Raw genomic sequence first — 18,509 nt, 5'->3', positions numbered from 1 at the left:
CGATAAAGAAGCCAAAATCCTGTCAAGCTCGCTGTGAACTGGCTCCCATCCCGTGGCTAGTTTAAGAGCGCTGACATCCGCACATATCTTTGCGATGTCACCAATACGTCTGGGCGCGTAGACCGGTGTGATCGACGGCGCATAGCGGGCGTTACTTATTGAACGCCCCTTCCCGACCAATATTAGTTAAGGGGACCTTGGCAACCGCCAGAAATGTTCTGAAAGCTAATTTGCCAGACAGTTCATAAAACTACGTTTAGGTGCGTGAAACGCTCTACCCCAAGCCGCAGGATACGCACCAATCAGACAAACTTCTTTCAGTCATCAGACGCGAAATTGAAGGTGGTGAACAAAAGTTCCGAAATTTAGGACACTGAAAATCTTTCGCGTTAAATAGCGGTTGCTCCCATTGTTGACGAGATCACCGCAGGGAAAAATGCGACACTTCACATATGTTCACTGGGCTTTTCTTTTTGCTGAAAAAGCTGCTGAACCACGATAGCGCATTGATTTATAATCGATAATAGAAATGATTAGGCAAATCCTAATGTTTAGTGAGGAAGTCAATTCTTAGGACGGCAACGCAGCCCGTATATACCTGAATGGAATTTCGCGATGCTCAGGGGAGGCGCAATTGTCTGGCAAAGAAAATATCGCGATTGACGTGCGGGACGCGGTAAAACGTTATGGCGATTTTACGGCGCTCAAGAAGATCTCGCTGTCGATCATGGACAATGAGTTCTTTACCCTTCTGGGTCCGTCTGGCTGCGGCAAGACAACTCTCCTTAGAATGATCGCCGGGTTCGAGGCCGTAACCGAAGGTGCGATCTACCTATACGGAGATGAAATCGAGAACCTGCCGCCCAACAAACGCCCGGTGAACACAGTTTTCCAAAACTATGCTTTGTTTCCGCATATGACCATTTTGGACAATGTTGCATTCGGGTTGGAAATGCGCGGGGCCTCGAAATCCGAAGCGCGTAAGAAAGCGGGTGAGATGCTGGAATTGGTACAGCTCTCTCAGTTCTCGGCCCGCAAGCCCAGCCAATTGTCAGGTGGCCAGCAACAGCGTGTTGCGCTGGCACGAGCCCTGGCGCCTCAGCCCAAGGTTTTGTTGTTGGACGAACCCCTGTCTGCACTGGATTTGAAGCTCCGCAAAGCAATGCAGCTTGAGCTGAAGCACCTGCAACGTGAAACCGGGATCACCTTTATCTTCGTGACCCACGACCAAGAAGAAGCGTTGACCATGTCCGATCGCATCGCGGTTATGTCCGCTGGCGAGCTGCAGCAACTGGGGTCTCCGACGGACATTTACGAGCGTCCGCACAACATGTTTGTGGCCGATTTTATTGGCGAGACCAACCTATTGGAGGTTTCCGTTGACGATATCTCGAATGGCCGTGCGACCTGCCACCTTGGCGGCGGGCATGAGTTGACCTGTAACTCGGTTGAGGGGGTTGGCGTCGGCTCCAAGGTTCACATGTCAATCCGGCCAGAACGGTTGTTTATGTCGGACAGCCCTGCCGAAACCGAAAGCCTGAAAGGGCGGATCAAGGAAAACATCTTTGTCGGCACAGATATCACAACCATCGTGGATTTGCAGGATGGCCCAGATTTTGTCGTACGCACCTCAAACTCAGACCGCGGCAACAAGCGGATTTTCGAGCCGGGCACCGAAATGTATGTCAACATGGAGCTGGGGGCTGGTCGCCTCCTGGTCGACTAATGGCGGCGGGTGCGGCAAGCGGCGGCAGCGCAACGACAGATACCTATAAAGAGGCGCGAACCTGGCTTCTGCTGCCCGCATGGGTGACACTGGCCATTCTGGTTCTGGCGCCGGTCATCATGATGCTGATCTACTCTTTCCTGACAAAAGAGTTCCGGGGCGGCGTCATTTGGGAGTTCTCGCTGGCGGCTTATGATCAATTCTTCTTTGATCGAGGATTGTTCGGTGACGACCCCCCTAAGATAGAATGGACCTATATCACGATTTTCTGGCGCTCGATCTGGCAGGCAGGTGCTGCTACATTGCTCAGCCTCGTTATTGGCTTTCCAACGGCCTATTTCATCGCCACTCGATCCGAAAGCATGCGTCCGGTTTGGGTGTTCCTGATTACCATCCCCTATTGGGTGAACCTGTTGATCAGGACCGTGTCGATGAAATTCCTTCTGCGCGATCAGGGGCCGTTGAACGACTTTCTGATGAATATCGGCCTGATCGACAGCCCCCTGCATATCGTTAACACCAATTTTGCGGTGCAGCTCGGCCTGTTCTATTCATACCTGCCCTTCATGGTGTTGCCGATCTATGCAGCGGTAGAGCGGTACAACTTTGCCCTGTCCGAAGCCGCGGCCGACCTATACGCGTCGAAATGGACCACACTGCGCCGCGTGCTGCTTCCTGCGGTCAAACCAGGCGTATTTGCGGGTTGTATTTTGGTGTTTGTTCCGTCGATGGGGTCGTTTCTTGCACCCGACCTTCTGGGTGGCGCCAAAAACTTTATGATCGGCTCGCTGATTGAGGAGCAGTTCAAAGGCAACGCCGGCAACTGGCCGTTTGGCGCGGCCGCGTCGATGATCCTGCTGACAATGGTTTTGATCATCCTGATGTTCTCGGCCCGCCAGCAGGCCAAAGCCGACAAGGCGGGGGGCTGATCCATGGCAAGCAAGCAATTCGACATCAAGTCTTACACTGGCTTCAAGGGGATCACCCTGCTGTGTCTGGTCATTCTCTATGCGCCGCTGGTTGTGGTCACGATCTACAGCTTCAACGCGTCCCAATCACTGACCAACTGGGAAGGCGTTTCGCTCCGTTGGTATGCGGATGTTTTCACCGGGCCTGAAAGCGGTAAGTTCAAGGCGGCTGCCAGGAACAGCTTTATCATTGCGATCATTGCCTCAACCACGGCAACCGCAATTGCAACGTTGGCCGCAACTGGCATGGTTCGAGGTGGCAAGTTCCGCTTTCGCACATTGTCCTTTGGGTTGATCAGCCTGCCGCTGATGGTGCCCGAGATCGTTCTGGCCGTCGCGACCCTGATCTTCTTCAATTCGATCGGATTCGAACGCGGGCTACTTACCATCCTACTTGCCCATATCGCATTTTGTATTCCGTTTGCCTATCTGCCGATCTCGGCCCGTATGCAGGGGATCGAGGACAGTTATGAGCAGGCCGCACTAGATCTCTATGCTACTAAACGGCAAGCATTCACTAAGATCCTCCTCCCGCTGATGATGCCCGGCATCATATCAGGTTTTCTGCTGGCCTTCATCGTCAGCCTGGATGACTTCATCATCACCAACTTTGTGAAAGGTGCCGGGGTCGAGACTTTGCCAACGGCGATCTTTGGCTCGGTCAAACAAGGGATCAAACCGAATATCATGGCGATTTCGACCATGTTGCTGAGTGTGTCCATCCTCATGGTCACGATCAGCTATTTCGTCAGCAAGTCTGATAACACAAAATAACCAACAGATGGAGAGACACATGAAACATATGATGAGAAGCGGCGTTGCTGCCATTGCTTTGGCTATTGGCGCGAACGCCGCCGCCGCCGATGGTGAACTGGTTCTGTACCATTGGTTTGAGTACATCCCGCAAGAGCTGCTGGACAAGTTCACCGAAGAAACCGGCATCAATGTCACCATGGACACCTACGACTCGAACGAGGCGATGCTGGCCTCGCTCAAGGCCGGTGGTATCGGGACCTATGACGTATCGGTTCCGGGCGATTACATGGTGTCGATCATGGCCGGCGAAGGCATGTTGGACACAATCGCCGACGGTGAATTGAAGAACAAGGGCAACATCGCCGAGGAATGGGCCGATCCCGGTTTTGATCCCGGTCGGCAGTCCTCGATCCCGTATCAGTGGGGCTCGACCAGTTTTGCAGTCAGCCGTGATGCGTTTGACGGCGATATTCAAACCACCGATATTCTGTTTAATCCGCCAGCTGAACTGCAAGGTCGTATCAACATGTTGGACAGCCAGGGCGAAGTGATGGCCATGGCCGCGTTGCATATGGGTATCCCGCAATGTTCCACTGACCGCGAGCAGTTGAAGGCGCTGAATGCCATGCTGCAAGAAGCTAAGCAGCACTGGGCGTCGTTCAATTCGGATACCGCGAAAGAGGTTCTGGTTTCCGGTGACGCAGCCGTAGGCCAGATCTATGACGGGTTCTCTGCCAAGGCGCGCGAGGAAGGCGCCAATGTGGAATACGCCTTTCCGACACAAGGTTACATCGCCTGGATGGACAATGTCGTTCTGCTAAAAGACGCCCCCAACCGCGAGAACGCGCTGATATTCATGGATTTTCTACTGGAGCCCGAGAATATCGCAGCTGTGTCCAACTTTGCGCAGTACAACGCCGGTGTGAACGGTGTGGGTGAATTCCTAGACCCGAAGCTGGCTGAACAACCCGAAAAGAACCCTCATGCCAATGCAGGCTCGGGCGTGTTCATCGAAGTATGTGATGAGGAAACCCAGGCGGTCTATGACCAAATCTGGACCAACTTGAAGAAGTAATTCAGGCCCTATTCCTGACGCGAAAGCCCCCGTTTTTTTCGGGGGCTTTTTCGGTTTCAGTAAGGGGGTGTTGTTTAGCGGCTGATGTCTTCGAGGATGCGATCCATCATCGCGTCGCACGCGTTCAGCTGTTCGATTTCAAGGTATTCATCCGGCTTGTGTCCCTGACGCTCCATGGAACCCGGCCCGCAGACAACAGTTGGAATCCCCAACTCGCTGAAAAACCCGGCCTCGGTACCAAAGGCGACTTTGGTGGTGGCGTTGCTTTGCGCAAGTTTCTGGGCGTAAGCGATGACACCCTCGGTCTCGACAACATCCAGTCCGGGATAGGCGTTATACTGTTCGACCTCAATGCGCGCCTCCGAGCATAGGGCCTGATACCGGGCCCCTACCCTGACCGCTGCGTTTTGGATCTGTGACAGAATATCCTTGCCATGATCCAAAGCAAGATGACGGTATTCAAAGGTCAACTCAGCGCGGTCGGGCACAATATTCAGGGCTCTGCCGCCCGACAGTATACCCACGTGGAAGGTCGTATAGGGCACCGAGTAAGCCGGGTCGCTGTTACCACTCTTGGCGTAAACGTCTTGTAGCGCACGCAACTCGGCCACAAAATCGGTTGCAAGATGCAGTGAATTGACAAATTTAGGGGCCAGCGCGGAATGCCCGCTTTGACCGTGGCAAACAGCGCGCAGCGCAGCTTTGCCTTTGTGCCCGATAGCGACCTGCATTTCTGTCGGTTCGCCGACGAAACACGCGCGGGGCTGACCGAGCATTGGGGCGAGCCGATCCAGCATGTGTTGAATGCCGACGCATCCCACCTCTTCGTCATAGGACAACGCGATCTTAAGGGGTTCTCGCAGGTCAACCCCAGCAGTCCGGTCTGCCAAAGCCATAACCGACGCCACATAACCCTTCATATCTGTGGTTCCACGACCGTAGACACGGTTACCTTCTTGCGTCAGGCAAAACGGGTCTTTGGTCCAGCTTTGGCCTTCGACTGGGACAACATCCGTATGCGCAGACAGCAGAACTCCGTCACCGTCAGGGCCTTTTTCCGCGTAGAGCCCAGTTTTGTCGCCGCCGGGATCGGTGATGCGATGAACCGCAAAGCCGCGCGCCTCTAGAAACTCTTCGACATAAGCGGCAAGTTCGAGGTTCGAGTTCTTGCTGACCGTATCGAAGCCAACCAGTTTATCGAGAATACCCAGTGTAGACGTCATGCGACTTGAACCTGCTTTTCGGATTGCCGACCGGTTTGACCCCCTCTGCGTTGGGGATTGTAGATTAGCCTATACGACAGGCAGAATTAAATCTGGGAATGACGAAGCAGAGGTTAGGAGATTTCTAAGGACCTGCGGTCACTCTTTCTCTGGAATGCACAAACCCGGGAGGGTTCCCGATTTCACGGCGTGCGCACAATGATCGACAAAGGTTTTCAGAGTGTTTGTTTCATTCTCGGCCCGGGCGCGCAGCAGACCAAGGCGCATGGGGCGCACCTCTCCAGCCAAAGGCACAAAAATCAGTTTCTTTCCGTCCGGTGACAAGCTGTTCAAAGGGCGAATATTCGCAATGGAAAAGCCGAATCCGTTGGCAACCAGTGAACGCATCACCGACATATCTGCGGTTCGTTCCGCGATATTGGGCTTTATGTTGGCCTCGCGGAAAAACGACAAGAAGTACTCACCGCTGAATGGAAGGTCCAACAGAACCATCGGGCTGTCCTGCAGGTCTGGAATCGTTAATTCGACCTGCTTCGCCAAGGGATGGTCTTCTCCCAAAACCACATAGGGCGGGAGCGCGTGCAGAGGTTGGAATTCAAGGTCAGTGGGAATGTCCAGATCGTATGTCAGTGCAATGTCCAGCTCGGCCCGGCGCAACTGGCTGAAGATGTCAGCCTGATTCAATTCACGTTGTTCAATATGTACATTAGGGTAGCTGTCCTCGAATTCGCGCCGCAATCCCGGCAAGACGATCTGAGCGAATGTCACAAGACACCCTACGGACAGAATGCCCTGAACCTTACCCGTGATTTCCCCAGCAAGCGTGGCCAGCAGTTCGGCTTCACGCAGAACGAACTCGGTTCGCTCCATGATCTTGTGTCCCGCCTTCGTCAGCGACAGACCGCGCGCATGTTCGCGCACAAACAACGTAACGCCGAATTCGACCTCAAGCTGAGTTATCGCCGCCGAAATCGACGGCGACGACACGTTCAGCTTGTCGCTGGCCGCAGCGATACTGCCCGCCTTCCCGACCGCAACAAAATACTCAAGCTGTCGCAGCGTGTATCTGAAAGGCAATGGTACATCTCCGCTTGGCCGTGGATTAAGCCTTGTACTTGATCCACGTGGTCTTCAAAGCAGTATACTTTTCAAGTGAGTGCAATGACAAATCGCGTCCAAAACCTGACTGTTTCATGCCTCCGAATGGTGTCATGGCTGACAATGCGTCCACCGTGTTGACCGAGACGGTTCCCGCCATCAGCTTGTCAGACACTCGGCAAGCGCGAGACAGGTTGTCAGTCCAGACTGACGCGGCCAACCCATAGATCGAGTCATTTGCCATCGTGACCGCCTGCTCTTCGGTGTCAAACGGGATCACCGACAAGACGGGGCCAAAAATCTCATCCCGAGCCAATGGGTTGTCATGGGGCACGTCGTCAAAGATGGTCGGTTGAACAAAACAACCTTTACCGTCCACGGTGACACGTTCACCCCCTGTCACCAGATTGGCCGTGTTCTTACCTTCGTCCACAAAGCGCATGATGCCTTGTGTTTGCTTCTCATCGACGATCGCTCCCATCTTCGATGCCGGGTCTAGCGGGTCGCCAGGCTGCATTGCTTGCGCGCGGGCAATCAGCTTTTCAACAAACGCATCCTTGATCGAGCGCTCCACATAAAGCCGAGAGTTGGCCGAACACACTTCGCCCTGATTGAAAAAGATGCCAAAGGCCGCCATGTCCGCAGCGGCGTCCAGATCCTCGCAGTCGGCGAAGACCAGATTGGGGCTTTTGCCGCCCGTTTCCGGCCAGACCTGTTTCAGGTTCGACTGGCCCGAATATTGCATGAACATTTTACCAATTGCGGTAGAACCAGTGAAGGCTAGGCAGTCGACATCCATGTGCAGGCCAAGTGCCCTGCCCGCAGTCACCCCAAAACCGGGAACAACGTTGAAGACGCCATCCGGAACACCGGCTTCAGCCGCCAGCTCTGCCAGGCGAAGTGCTGACAGGGGCGATTGTTCTGCGGGTTTAAGCACAACCGAGTTTCCCGCAGCCAGCGCTGCAGCGGCTTTCCAAGTCGCCATGTCCAGCGGAAAGTTCCAAGGGGTCACGGCACCAACAACGCCCAGCGGCACGCGACTGACCAACGCCAGATCGCCAGGGCCGGTTGGGGCCACTTCATCATAGACCTTGTCGATGGCCTCGGCGTACCACTGAAAGAAATGTGCCGAGCCCGGCGCGTCGATAGTCGCCGCATCGGTTACCAGCTTGCCCATATCAAGGCTGTCCAGCAGCGCCATCTCCTCCAGATTTTCCCGGATCAAGTCAGCCAGATTCAGCATCACCGCCTTACGGTCACCCGGAGCCATACGCGACCAGCGGCCATCCTCAAAGGCAACACGACCTGCGGAAACGGCACGATTGACGTCTTCTTCGTCACATTCGGCGACCGGTGTCAGAACCGCACCTGTGGCCGGGTTTATACTGTCAAAAGTCTTGCCTGACACGGCATCGATGAATTTACCGTCGATAAAGGCTTGATCCCGGAACGACAGACCGGCGGCGAGGCTTTTCCAATCCGCGTGGGTATTGTCCAACATTTTGTTTCTCCCTGATTATTCGTCGCCGGGGACGCCATAAGACGGTGCCTCGCGCGGGTCGAGCGCACGCTGGACATAGGCGTCAAGTTGCGGCTTATAGATGTCCCAGGCGGTCGCGATGGCCTCAATGGGGCAATCCTCGGTCCAGTCACAGCGAAGATCGGCGACGGGCCAACTGACTTTGTCGACAATCTTCATGCCTGCGGAATGCACCGGGCCAGCCTCGCCCCCTGCGGCCAATCCGGCGCGCATGGCGGCGATCAGACGGTCGCCGATATGGCCCGAGGCCGACAGAAAGCCATCGACGATGGCCTGCGGGACCCCGTCATTGGCCAAAAGGTTGCCGCCCGAGGCAACATTTTCAGCCTGTGCTTGCGTCCAGATACCTAGGCTGTTGGGACCGGAATGGATCGCCGTGCGCCCGGCGGTATCCACCGCCAGAACCTGCCGGTATTCGATGAATTTTGCCTTTGTGGTCATGGCCTCGATTGCTTGAGGTGCTGTCTTGCCCCGCTCCATCAGGTCCAGCGTCAACGGACCCAGGCTTGGGTCTGTAACGTTCTGCGATGCAACCGCGCCAACACCTGCACGCGCAAAAGAACAGCGCGCAGCCACAGCGGGTGACGATGACGAAATCGCCAGACCGAACATGCCGGTTTCAGCGCAGCGGGCGACCAGTGAAAAAGTCATTCGGATCTCCTGAAAATAGAAAGTCCGGACCGCGCCTGTTTGGAGGAGAACAAGTGGCGCGGTCCGGCTAAGGTGGTTGATCTGGTGGATCAATCGGGAATAACGGCGGTTCCGTCGATTTCAACCAACCAGTCGGGACGCGCCAGTGCCTGAACGACCAGCCCTGTCGAAACAGGATGAACACCTTTGATGTACTCGCCCATAGTGCGGTAAACAGCCTCACGGTGGCGCACATCGGTGATGTAGACGACCACCTTGACCAGATGCTCCATCGAACCGCCGGCTTCTTCGATCAACTGTTTGATGTTCTGCATCACTTTGTGGGTCTGTTCGACCGGATCATGACTGTCGATATTTACCGCATCATCCAGATTTTGCGGGCACTGACCACGCAAGTAAACCGTTTTGCCGCCCTGTGTCACAACGGCCTGACACAGGTCATTATCCAGGTTTTGCTCAGGATAGGTTTCTTTGGTGTTGAATTTGCGAATGCGTGTATGGGCCATTTCGAAGTCCTGACTACTTATTCCGCCGCGGCGGGGGCGATGATCGCAGCTTCGCCGTCGTATTCGGCATAAGCGCGTTGAATAGCGATCTGATCGGCGATGTATTTCGCGTCGTGCCAGACACCCCAAATGAAGGTTGAACCGCGTCGCGATTGCCATGGCAGGCCCAGAAAATAGATGTCGGGCTCGACAGACACACCTCGCTGATGGATCGGTGCGCCTTTGGCGTCAAAGGCGTCGGCCTTGATCCAACTGAAATCCTGACGGAAGCCTGTCGCCCAGATAATTGTCGTGATGCCTTCCTTAGCAAAATCGACTGAAGTCAGGGGATTGGTTAGGCTATCGGGATCAGCAAACCGCTCTCGTGCCTCTGGCTCTTCGGGCAAATCAATACCAGTACGAGCGATATAGGCGTCCGCCATGTCCAGCATTTCAAGGTAGTTGGCATCGCCCGCAGCGACGTTGCCTTGGAGATCATCGGCAAAGCTGAGAATACCGTTCTCGAAGCTTTTGGTCATCCCGGTAAGGGTCACCCCTTCATTTCCCAAGCGGCGGAAATCCATCGTGTGGCCGCCATGCGCGCCGCTGACCGAGATCGTGACGTGTTCAGTACCTGGTTTCTGTGCAGCCATATCCCAGAGTCCCAGAACGCCCAGCCACCAAACGTTATCGCGGCTACGATAGCGACGCGGGGGGCGGTCATGCGGACCAACAGACAGGAACACCTTGCGACCGGCGCGATTTAACTCATCCGCAATCTGAGCACCGGACGAGCCGGCGCCCACAACCATCACCGCGCCTTCGGGCAGTTGCTCGGGGTTTTTGTAGTAAAAGGAATGAAGTTGCTCGACGCCAGCCGTTTCTGGCACAATGGGCGGAATAACCGGGTGCTGGAAAGCGCCTGTTGCGGCGACAATGCGCTTGGCATGTATTTCACCGGCGGTCGTCTCAACTCGGAACCCACCTTCGCCGGGCAACCGTTCGGCGTTCAGCGCCTCAACACCCTCGCGGATTGGGGCGTTCACCATTTCTGCGTATTCTACCAGGTATTCGGCGACACGGTCCTTTGGCACAAACGCATCCGGGTCATCCCCGTTGAACTGGAGGCTGGGAAAACGGTCATGCCAGCATGGTCCATTCGCAACCAATGCATCCCAACGGCCGGTGCGCCACGCCTCGGCAGTTCGGTTCTTTTCCAGAATGATATGGGGCACATCGTTGTTTCCAAGGTGCTCGCTTAGCGCGATACCCGCCTGCCCGCCGCCAACAACCAGCGTATCCGTTTTCTCAATGGACATGTGTCGGTTCCCTATTCCTGCATCTCGAATTGACCTGAAAAGGTCGTTGTGCGCGTGCATCTTGCGCTGCCTGGACGGACGAACGACCACAACCGGCCGAAGACCTTGCACATTCAAAACAGAAGACATCAGAGCGGAGCCATCGCATCGACCAACACCGAACAAGGGCCGCTTTGGCGTTCCGTTTCCTGTGCCACTCCAGCACGTTTTGCACGTTTCCGGGTAAAGGTTTCACAAGTTGGGAACAGACGAAATTACTGTCTAACTTACTCTTAATTAGGCTTTGACTAACCCGCCGGGAATTGCCCTTGTTTCCCAGCCGGTTGTCCGCTTTCCGACAGATACGGCGCGATCAGATAGTATAATTCACCCTGAGAAGAGATCTGACATTTCCGGTAGAGTTGCTTACGCAAAACCTTGACGGTCTGAGGGCTGATACCCAGTGTTAGTCCAATAGAAATCGATGAATGACCCTGCAGGATTAACAACGCCACCTGCGCCTGCCTCGGACTTAAACCGATATCTTGTTCAACGGACAAACGCTGACGCAGTTGCGCGACGATATCTTCCGGCTTTTTTTCATTCGAGGGCTTCAGATCAGGCCAATTCCTTCTCACCAGCGCATTGACGATCGGCGCGACATTTTTTGCGATGGCAAAATCCTTGCTGGAAAAACGCGATGCGGTGGTTGCGTCCCTGCCGAGACAAACAGTGATCGAACTCATGGGGTTGAGACCGGCGTAAAAGGCCAGCTCGTCCGTCAGCGTCGTGTTTGTGTAATAGGATTTAAAGTACTCGTTCCGTTGAAACTGATCCGGGGCAACATCGGTCAATCTGTAAAGACCGTCCGCCGCACGGCTTTGATGCAGGCCATAAAACGGATCCAACAGATAAGCGCCTTTGACATAGTGGCTGTCGATCCGCTCAAAAACGCGGCTGTTGCGGGCATGGGTCATAAGCACCATTGGGCTGCTGCGCCGAAAAAATGCGATGATTGCGAAGTTGTCGAAGGAACAGGTTGCATCCAGCCACCTGTAGAGCGCATCGCTGAACCCTTCTGATCCGATTGCCATTATAGCGGCTGATAGAGCGTCTGGTGCTTCAACAGTTGACATTTCGAATACCCCCCTGGGGGTATATACCCCTCAAATGAGCCTAAGTAACCTTCGATATCAATATAGGTGGTATGCAGTCGCCAACACGTTGGTGGTTCCTAACAAGCCTCACCGGATCAGCGGAATTGCATCGCGAAAACAAAGGGGTTGATCATGGCCAAAGATACACTCGAAATTCTTGCACAGGACGAACACCTGATTCAGTCCTTCGCGGATCTAAACGCACTTAAGCAACAAGGCGCGCGCACCGTGATCTCGCGCGCAAAGGGCGCATATGTTTACGACAGCAATGGCAATGAACTGATCGACGGCATCGGCGGGTTGTGGTGTGTCAATATCGGCCACGGCAATGATGAAATGATTGAGGCGATTTCCAATCAGCTGAAAACGCTGGACTATTATTCGACCTTTTACAATTTCACGCACCCGGCAGCGGCAGCACTGGCTGATAAGATTGCGCAACTTGCACCGGGTCATTTGAACGCCGTGTATTTTGGCAATTCCGGTTCCGTCGCCAATGACAGTGCCATTCGGATGCTGCATCACTACAATATCCGCAAAGGGAAGCCGGAAAAGAAACTGGTTCTGTCAAGACACGGGGCCTATCACGGCTCGACCCATCTGGCGATGGCGATGACCACGCCCGGTTATTCCGAAGGCTGGCACGCGGCCAGTGAATTGGTGCATCATCTGCGCTCTCCCCATTACTGGCGCGAAGGCGGTGATATTACCGAGGCCGAATTCCTCGACGCCCTGATCGACGATCTGACGCAAAGCATTGAGCGTATTGGTGCCGAGAACATCTGTGCCTTCATCGCCGAACCGATCCAGGGCGCGGGTGGTGTCGTGACCGCGCCAGCTGGTTACCACAAGCGCGCGTGGCAGGTCTGTCAAGCTAACGACATCAAATACGTTGCTGATGAGGTCGTTACCGCCTTTGGTCGCCTTGGGCATTTCTTTGCATCAGAAGACGTGTTTGACATGGTGCCCGACGTCATCACCACGGCCAAAGGTCTGACCTCAGGCTATCAGCCGCTGTCTGCTACGATCGTTTCCGACGATATTCACGAGGTCATCTCAGGCCCCGACGGAATGTTCCTGCACGGCATGACCTATTCGGGCCATCCAGCAGCTGCGGCAGCGGGTCTGACCAATATCGCAATTATGGAGCGTGAAGAAATTCCTAAGCGTGTGCAGACAACCGGGAAGCAGTTTGAAAACAACCTGCGCGGCCTGACCGATATCGAAATGGTCGGCGAAGTGCGTGGCAGCCATTTCATGATGGGGGTCGAGTTCGTCAAGGATCGCGACACAAAGGAAGGCCATCCGGCAGAGGCGCAAGTTGGTCTGAAAGTCGCACGCGCTTGTCAGAAACGCGGTCTGATTGCTCGTCAGCTCGGCAACGTTCTCATCTTGTCTCCGACGCTGATCATGGACGAGCCGATGATTGACCGTATCGAAGCCATCCTGCGCGACGCCATCACCGAAGTCGCCGCTGGTCTGTAATCCCGCATTTGGGGCGGCACGGCCCCGTCATCATCTTAGCCATCCATAAGGAGCCAGCTATGCGCGATCCACGCTATGACATCCTGTTTGAACCGACAAAAATCGGTCCCCTAACAGCCAAGAACCGGTTCTATCAGGTGCCTCACTGCAACGGTGGTGGATATCGCGACCCATCGGCGGCGGCTGCGATGCGAGGCATCAAGGCTGAGGGTGGCTGGGGCGTGATCTTCACCGAACAATGCGAAATGCACCATACGTCTGAAATCACCCCATTTATCGAGCTGCGCCTTTGGGAAGACAAAGACATCCCCCAATTGCGCAAGATGTCCGAGCGCATGAAAACCCATGGTGCCCTGGCTGGCATTCAGCTTGCCTATTCGGGCATCAACGGTCCCAACCTTTATACCAAAGAAGTGCCATTGGCCCCCTCTGCCATGCCGATCCGGACCTTTACCAATGATCCGGTGCAGGCGCGCGCCTTGGACAAGCAGGACATCAAGGATTTGCGCCGGTGGTTCGTGAATGCCGCAAAACGCTCGAAAGAAGCAGGTTTCGACCTGATCTGCCTGTATGGCGCGCATGGGTTTGGTATCTTCCAACACTTCCTCAGCAGGGCAACCAACCAGCGCAGCGACGAATATGGTGGCTCACTGGAAAACCGCGCCCGATTCAGCCAGGAGGTTATCGCCGATATGCGCGACGCCGTGGGCGATACGATGGCGATCACGCTTAGGGTGTCGTTGGACGAGACCATTGGCGATCTGGGCTTCTCGAATGCCGAGGTGCGTGACTACATCGAAATGAACAAAGACCTGCCCGACCTCTGGGATCTTGCGCAGGGTACTTGGGAGGATTGCTCCGGCCCTTCGCGGTTCAAAGAAGAGGCTGCCCAGGAACAACTTGTGCGTGGCATTCATGAATTGACCGAAAAACCGATCGTTGGGGTCGGACGGTTCACTTCGCCCGATGTTATGGCCAAGATGATCAAGTCTGGCACACTGGATTTCATCGGCTGCGCCCGACCGTCGATCGCTGACCCGTTTCTGCCGAAAAAGATCGAAGAGGGCCGGATCGAGGACATCCGAGAGTGTATCGGGTGTAACATCTGCATCACTGGCGATATGACCATGTCAATCAGCCGCTGCACCCAAAACCCGACCTTCATGGAAGAATGGCGCAAAGGCTGGCACCCGGAGAAGATGAACGACAAGGGGGATAGCAAGAACGTGCTTGTCGTAGGTTCTGGCCCCGCCGGGCTTGAGGCTGCCTGGGCTCTTTGTCGCCGGGGGTATGACGTCGCCGTGGCCGAGGCGCGTGATGTGATCGGTGGTCGCGTGGCCCGCGAACGTCTGCTTCCGGGGCTGTCGGCCTGGGGCCGTGTCGTGGACTATCGCGACTATCAACTTAGCCAACGTCCGAACGTGGAAATCTATCGCGAAAGCGAGTTGGATGCCGAGAGCATTCTGGAGTTCGGTTTTGAAAATGTCTGCATCGCCACGGGATCTACATGGCGCAACGACGGGGTCTCGCGTCAGCACGTCGTGCCAATGCCGATTGCCGAAGACGCCAAGGTCTATACACCGGACGATCTGATGGATGGCACAATCCCATCGGGCCGCGTGGTGGTGTATGACGATGACCACTATTACATGGGCGGCGTTCTTGCCGAACTTCTGGCCAAAAACGGTGCGCAGGTGACACTGATCACTCCGTCGGCTTATGTCAGTGACTGGACGAACAACACGCTCGAACAAATCGCAATCCACCCGCGGCTGGTGGATGCAGGTGTCGAAATCGTACTCAACCAGGGTGTCACTGAAATCCACCCGGATCACGTGGTCTCGAACTGCGTCTACACCGACCGAACCTGGAAGATCGAGGCGGATGCGGTTGTGGTGGTGGCGTCACGTCTTGAAAACAACACCGTTTTCAATGACCTGAAAGCCCGCGAGGTCGAATGGGCGGACGCAGGTATCAAGTCGGTCAAGTTGATTGGGGATGCCAACGCACCGGGCCCAATCGCCTGGGCAACTTATGCCGGCCACCGCTATGCACGTGAGCTTGACGGTAAAGATATTGGTGACGACTTGCCATTCCGCCGCGAAATCACAGAGCTTGCGGTGGACTGAGGTCGTGACCGCGTAACGGGCGGTAGAGTGCTTACTCCGCCGCCCGTCACATTTGAACGCCAACTGCCATATGCGATGCTTCAACGGATACAACCGTATTCTGTGCGCCCCAATGTTCGCCTTCACCGGTCAGTGGAAAATTACTCGCTGTTTTTCTCAAACTCGTAATAGCTTGTTTGCCCGCTTTTTCTTTAAAATTGATAGCCGTATGCAATGGCCGCGAATGACTGCCCTCAGCGCCGTGCTTGACTATTTTTGCCGTCACAAAGCCCTTGTTGTATTGATCCAAGGACTTCCGTTTGTTGTCTAAATCGGAACCGCATACTGTTGTGAGTGCAAGCCCAGTCAGGGTCCGAATCCCTGTCTCTCCGGCATTTTGTCCCTTGGCTACGATACTTTCGGACCAATGATGCGAAACGGCCCTCCCTGCGCCCGGCAGAGACTGGTTTTTAACCGGCTGACATCAAATCTCTTTTCCTTTGCGCATCCCTGATAAGAGCTGCAAGCCGATAGAAACCGTGCGCCATCTTGGTATACGGCATCAAAACAAAGAACGTCAGGACCGATCCAAGATGGATGGCAAGCAGCGCTGGCATCATGGCTGTTGAACCGAGGGCATAAAGACCAAGTCCACTCAACCCAACAAATCCAAGCAAAAGGGTAAAGGCGATATCCCCTCCCCACGCCATAGGGTCACCGAGATCGCGGTCGGATTTTTGTTTGAGATACACCATAGCGCCACACCCCATTGTCAGCAAAACACCACCGGAAATCCCAAGCAGTTTAGGCAATGACCAGAACCCATAGGGCGCATGCATGCCAAAGCCGTAGTGCATCACCGTTGCGACCGAAGTTGACGCAAAGCACAACAGGAAGCCATACATTATAGCTTGGTGAATGTGTCGCCGCGCTTGGCTGAAGCGGTCTTCGTCCTCAAAATTGCAGCCCTCTGCGTGCCCAGCAGCAAGATCCTGCATCTTTCCTGCGCGCTTGAAAGCAGCTGTCACGTCCGCAATTTGAACAGGTTTGCCGCCGACTTCGACCCAATAGCGCCTTAGGCTTATGGCTAAACTAAAGAGCGGCAGCAGGAAGGCAGGCGCAAAGATCGCGACCATCGCATTATGCGACAGGACGGCATAGAACCCCTCGCCTCCACTCGATCCAATGGCGCGAATGGCCAAGAACAGCATGGCAAATCCAATTACTAGCGCCAGGGCTATGGTGCCACCATGGGTGTGGAACCGACGCGCCAGAGGTTGCGGCCAGGCGAAGCATTCCCAGCTGTTCCGCCGCACCTCGGCCAAAGCTTTGGGCAGGTTTAGGTCGAACTCATGCGGAGCTGTGTACTGACAAGCGTAATAGCAACCCCGGCAGTTGTGGCACAGATTAGCCAGCTGCGTGATATCCCCATCGGAAAACGCGCGTTCGGCATGCAAAGAAGGAAATACCGAGCAATAGCCTTCGCAATACCGGCAGGCGTTGCAAATTTCGGCCTGACGACGGGCCTCATGAATCAGTTCAGTTTGCATAAGCGGCGGCCTCACGTCCTGCGATGCGTCCAAAAACGGTGCCTATGGTCATGCCAAAGCCAGCCAGATAACCCTGTCCAAGGATCGACCCGGCCATGGTTTCTCCGGCGGCCCAAAGGTTTTTGATCTTTCCGTCAGGGGTCGAACACTGAGCGGTATCGTCTACTTTGAACCCCAGATAGGTGAAGGTCACGCCGGTGCGCAGCGAATAACCATAGAACGGTGGCTCGGTGATCGGGCGGGCCCAGTTGGTCTTGGGCGGTGTCAGGCCAGAAGTTGTAACACCGTCCAATTCAGTTGGGTGAAAGCCCGTTGTGTCACCACAAGCTGCGTTAAATTTGCTGACAGTCCCGGTCAGCTTGTCGGCTGGCAGGTCCATCATCCCGGCCAATTCTTCCAACGTATCCGCCTTATACGGCGGGAACACTGACGGCATAAACAAATTCAGCGATTTGGCATCGATAATCACATAGCCCACCTGATCCGGTTGGGCTGCTACAAGTCGTCCCCAGATCGCATAGCGCTTTGGCCAGACGTCCTCACCCTCGTCATAAAACCGTTCGGCATCTTTGTTCACAACGATGGAAAACGGCACGCAATCAAGACGAGTGACAATCCCGCCATCGAATTTCGGCGCGCGTCCGTCGATGGCAACGGCGTGACATTGAGTCGGATCTCCAACGCTCTCGACGCCTTGATCCAGAAGGTCTGCCAACACTACACCCCGGTTATAGGGCGTTCCCCGGATCAAAAAGTTCTTTGCTGGCTCACCCCAGGCACGCGTAAGCCAATCGGTATCGGCCTGAAACCCGCCCGAGGCGACAATCACTGCTTTGGGTGTGATGCGATGCGACTGGCCTTCAAAGGTGTAATCGACCCACTCGATTTGGTCACCGCTCAGTTCCAGATGCGTAACCGCAGCCTCATAAAGCACATCAACGCCCAGACTAGCCGCCGTGCGGTAATAGGCATTCACCAACGACTTGCCACCCCCCATGAAGAATGCGTTGGTCCGTGCCAAAGACAGCGTTCCTGACAATGATGGCTGAAAGCGAACCCCATGTTCCTGCATCCACGTTAGGCACTCTTCTGAAGAACGGATTGCCAGCCGGGCCAGATGCTCATCGGTCTTTCCGCCGGTGACTTTCATCAAATCCGAGAGATATTCGTCTTCGCTGTATTTTTCGATAAGTGGACCTAGAGGAGATCTGTGCATGCAGCGGAAATTACGCGTGTGGCGAGAGTTTCCTCCGCGATACGGTTTTGGCGCCGTTTCAAGGATCAGAACTCGGGCGCCTGCCTCGGCAGCGGTCATCGCGGCACAGAGGGCAGCATTGCCGCCGCCAATCACAGCGATATCGTAAGCTTCACTTTTGGGGACCATGTCCT

The 18,509-nt window shown here is 55.0% G+C and carries 16 protein-coding genes; 6 read left to right on the top strand and 10 right to left on the bottom strand.

From position 1 onward, the window contains the following. Positions 1–634 precede the first annotated feature (634 nt). Genes GOX21_RS02685 through GOX21_RS02670 form a run of 4 tightly spaced genes read left to right on the top strand, consistent with a single transcriptional unit; the run spans position 635 to position 4,525 of the window. Entirely contained in the window at positions 635–1,726 is a 1,092-nt protein-coding gene (locus tag GOX21_RS02685) for an ABC transporter ATP-binding protein (protein ID WP_170348690.1), read from the top strand. Next, a complete protein-coding gene (locus GOX21_RS02680) occupies positions 1,726–2,655 on the top strand; it encodes an ABC transporter permease (protein ID WP_170348689.1) in 930 nt (309 codons plus the stop codon). The genes GOX21_RS02685 and GOX21_RS02680 overlap by 1 nt, the downstream gene beginning before the upstream one ends. Positions 2,656–2,658: 3 nt before the next feature. Next, positions 2,659–3,468, top strand: a complete 810-nt coding sequence (locus GOX21_RS02675) for an ABC transporter permease (protein WP_170375315.1) — start codon at positions 2,659–2,661, stop codon at positions 3,466–3,468. 19 nt (positions 3,469–3,487) lie between these two features. Further along, positions 3,488–4,525 (top strand): extracellular solute-binding protein, encoded by a 1,038-nt coding sequence (locus GOX21_RS02670; protein WP_170348687.1) that lies wholly within the window; start codon positions 3,488–3,490, stop codon positions 4,523–4,525. 74 nt (positions 4,526–4,599) lie between these two features. On the opposite strand, the gene argE is transcribed toward GOX21_RS02670, so the two are convergent. From argE to GOX21_RS02635, 7 genes are all read right to left on the bottom strand, one after another. After that, positions 4,600–5,748, bottom strand: a complete 1,149-nt coding sequence (gene argE, locus GOX21_RS02665) for an acetylornithine deacetylase (protein ID WP_170375313.1) — start codon at positions 5,746–5,748, stop codon at positions 4,600–4,602. A 138-nt stretch (positions 5,749–5,886) separates the two neighbouring features. Then, positions 5,887–6,825, bottom strand: coding sequence for a LysR substrate-binding domain-containing protein (locus tag GOX21_RS02660; protein WP_170375310.1), 939 nt, complete (start codon positions 6,823–6,825; stop codon positions 5,887–5,889). A 25-nt stretch (positions 6,826–6,850) separates the two neighbouring features. Further along, a complete protein-coding gene (locus tag GOX21_RS02655; protein ID WP_170375308.1) occupies positions 6,851–8,347 on the bottom strand; it encodes an aldehyde dehydrogenase in 1,497 nt (498 codons plus the stop codon). 15 nt (positions 8,348–8,362) lie between these two features. After that, complete coding sequence (locus GOX21_RS02650) at positions 8,363–9,037, bottom strand: DUF1028 domain-containing protein (RefSeq protein ID WP_170375306.1); 675 nt, start codon at positions 9,035–9,037, stop codon at positions 8,363–8,365. 89 nt (positions 9,038–9,126) lie between these two features. After that, positions 9,127–9,543, bottom strand: coding sequence for a RidA family protein (locus tag GOX21_RS02645; RefSeq protein WP_170330089.1), 417 nt, complete (start codon positions 9,541–9,543; stop codon positions 9,127–9,129). Between the two features lie 17 nt (positions 9,544–9,560). Further along, on the bottom strand, positions 9,561–10,841 hold the full coding sequence (locus GOX21_RS02640) for a flavin-containing monooxygenase (protein ID WP_170375304.1): 1,281 nt from the start codon (positions 10,839–10,841) through the stop codon (positions 9,561–9,563). A 287-nt stretch (positions 10,842–11,128) separates the two neighbouring features. Beyond that, entirely contained in the window at positions 11,129–11,797 is a 669-nt protein-coding gene (locus GOX21_RS02635; protein WP_254428441.1) for a helix-turn-helix transcriptional regulator, read from the bottom strand. A gap of 312 nt (positions 11,798–12,109) precedes the next feature. Between GOX21_RS02635 and GOX21_RS02630 the strand changes: the two genes are divergently transcribed. Next, on the top strand, positions 12,110–13,462 hold the full coding sequence (locus tag GOX21_RS02630) for an aminotransferase class III-fold pyridoxal phosphate-dependent enzyme (RefSeq protein WP_170375300.1): 1,353 nt from the start codon (positions 12,110–12,112) through the stop codon (positions 13,460–13,462). A gap of 59 nt (positions 13,463–13,521) precedes the next feature. After that, positions 13,522–15,591 (top strand): FAD-dependent oxidoreductase, encoded by a 2,070-nt coding sequence (locus GOX21_RS02625; RefSeq protein WP_170375298.1) that lies wholly within the window; start codon positions 13,522–13,524, stop codon positions 15,589–15,591. A gap of 46 nt (positions 15,592–15,637) precedes the next feature. Here GOX21_RS02625 and GOX21_RS02620 read toward each other — a convergent pair whose 3' ends face one another. From GOX21_RS02620 to tcuA, 3 genes are all read right to left on the bottom strand, one after another. After that, entirely contained in the window at positions 15,638–15,880 is a 243-nt protein-coding gene (locus tag GOX21_RS02620; RefSeq protein ID WP_170375296.1) for a hypothetical protein, read from the bottom strand. A gap of 160 nt (positions 15,881–16,040) precedes the next feature. Continuing rightward, a complete protein-coding gene (gene tcuB, locus GOX21_RS02615; RefSeq protein ID WP_170375294.1) occupies positions 16,041–17,120 on the bottom strand; it encodes a tricarballylate utilization 4Fe-4S protein TcuB in 1,080 nt (359 codons plus the stop codon). After that, the gene (gene tcuA / locus GOX21_RS02610) at positions 17,110–18,504 is read right to left on the bottom strand and encodes an FAD-dependent tricarballylate dehydrogenase TcuA (protein ID WP_170375292.1); all 1,395 of its coding nucleotides are present in this window, start codon (positions 18,502–18,504) and stop codon (positions 17,110–17,112) included. Before tcuA ends, tcuB begins: the two co-directional genes overlap by 11 nt. Positions 18,505–18,509 lie beyond the last annotated feature (5 nt).

It is taken from the genome of Ruegeria atlantica (genome assembly GCF_013032005.1).
In the GTDB taxonomy this organism is placed as follows: Bacteria; Pseudomonadota; Alphaproteobacteria; order Rhodobacterales; family Rhodobacteraceae; genus Ruegeria; species Ruegeria atlantica_A.
Note: the sequence above shows the minus strand (reverse complement) of the source record. Positions and strands in the feature narration are given on the sequence as shown.

Bases quoted from the DNA above. Each gene is read 5' to 3' on its own strand.
- GOX21_RS02635 (WP_254428441.1), bottom strand. From the start codon at position 11,797: ATGACCCATGCCCGCAACAGCCGCGTTTTTGAGCGGATCGACAGCCAC.
- GOX21_RS02655 (WP_170375308.1), bottom strand. From the start codon at position 8,347: ATGTTGGACAATACCCACGCGGATTGGAAAAGCCTCGCCGCCGGTCTG.
- tcuA (WP_170375292.1), bottom strand. From the start codon at position 18,504: ATGGTCCCCAAAAGTGAAGCTTACGATATCGCTGTGATTGGCGGCGGC.
- tcuB (WP_170375294.1), bottom strand. From the start codon at position 17,120: ATGCAAACTGAACTGATTCATGAGGCCCGTCGTCAGGCCGAAATTTGC.
- GOX21_RS02645 (WP_170330089.1), bottom strand. From the start codon at position 9,543: ATGGCCCATACACGCATTCGCAAATTCAACACCAAAGAAACCTATCCT.
- GOX21_RS02650 (WP_170375306.1), bottom strand. From the start codon at position 9,037: ATGACTTTTTCACTGGTCGCCCGCTGCGCTGAAACCGGCATGTTCGGT.
- GOX21_RS02675 (WP_170375315.1), top strand. From the start codon at position 2,659: ATGGCAAGCAAGCAATTCGACATCAAGTCTTACACTGGCTTCAAGGGG.
- GOX21_RS02640 (WP_170375304.1), bottom strand. From the start codon at position 10,841: ATGTCCATTGAGAAAACGGATACGCTGGTTGTTGGCGGCGGGCAGGCG.
- GOX21_RS02670 (WP_170348687.1), top strand. From the start codon at position 3,488: ATGAAACATATGATGAGAAGCGGCGTTGCTGCCATTGCTTTGGCTATT.
- GOX21_RS02680 (WP_170348689.1), top strand. From the start codon at position 1,726: ATGGCGGCGGGTGCGGCAAGCGGCGGCAGCGCAACGACAGATACCTAT.
- GOX21_RS02625 (WP_170375298.1), top strand. From the start codon at position 13,522: ATGCGCGATCCACGCTATGACATCCTGTTTGAACCGACAAAAATCGGT.
- argE (WP_170375313.1), bottom strand. From the start codon at position 5,748: ATGACGTCTACACTGGGTATTCTCGATAAACTGGTTGGCTTCGATACG.
- GOX21_RS02630 (WP_170375300.1), top strand. From the start codon at position 12,110: ATGGCCAAAGATACACTCGAAATTCTTGCACAGGACGAACACCTGATT.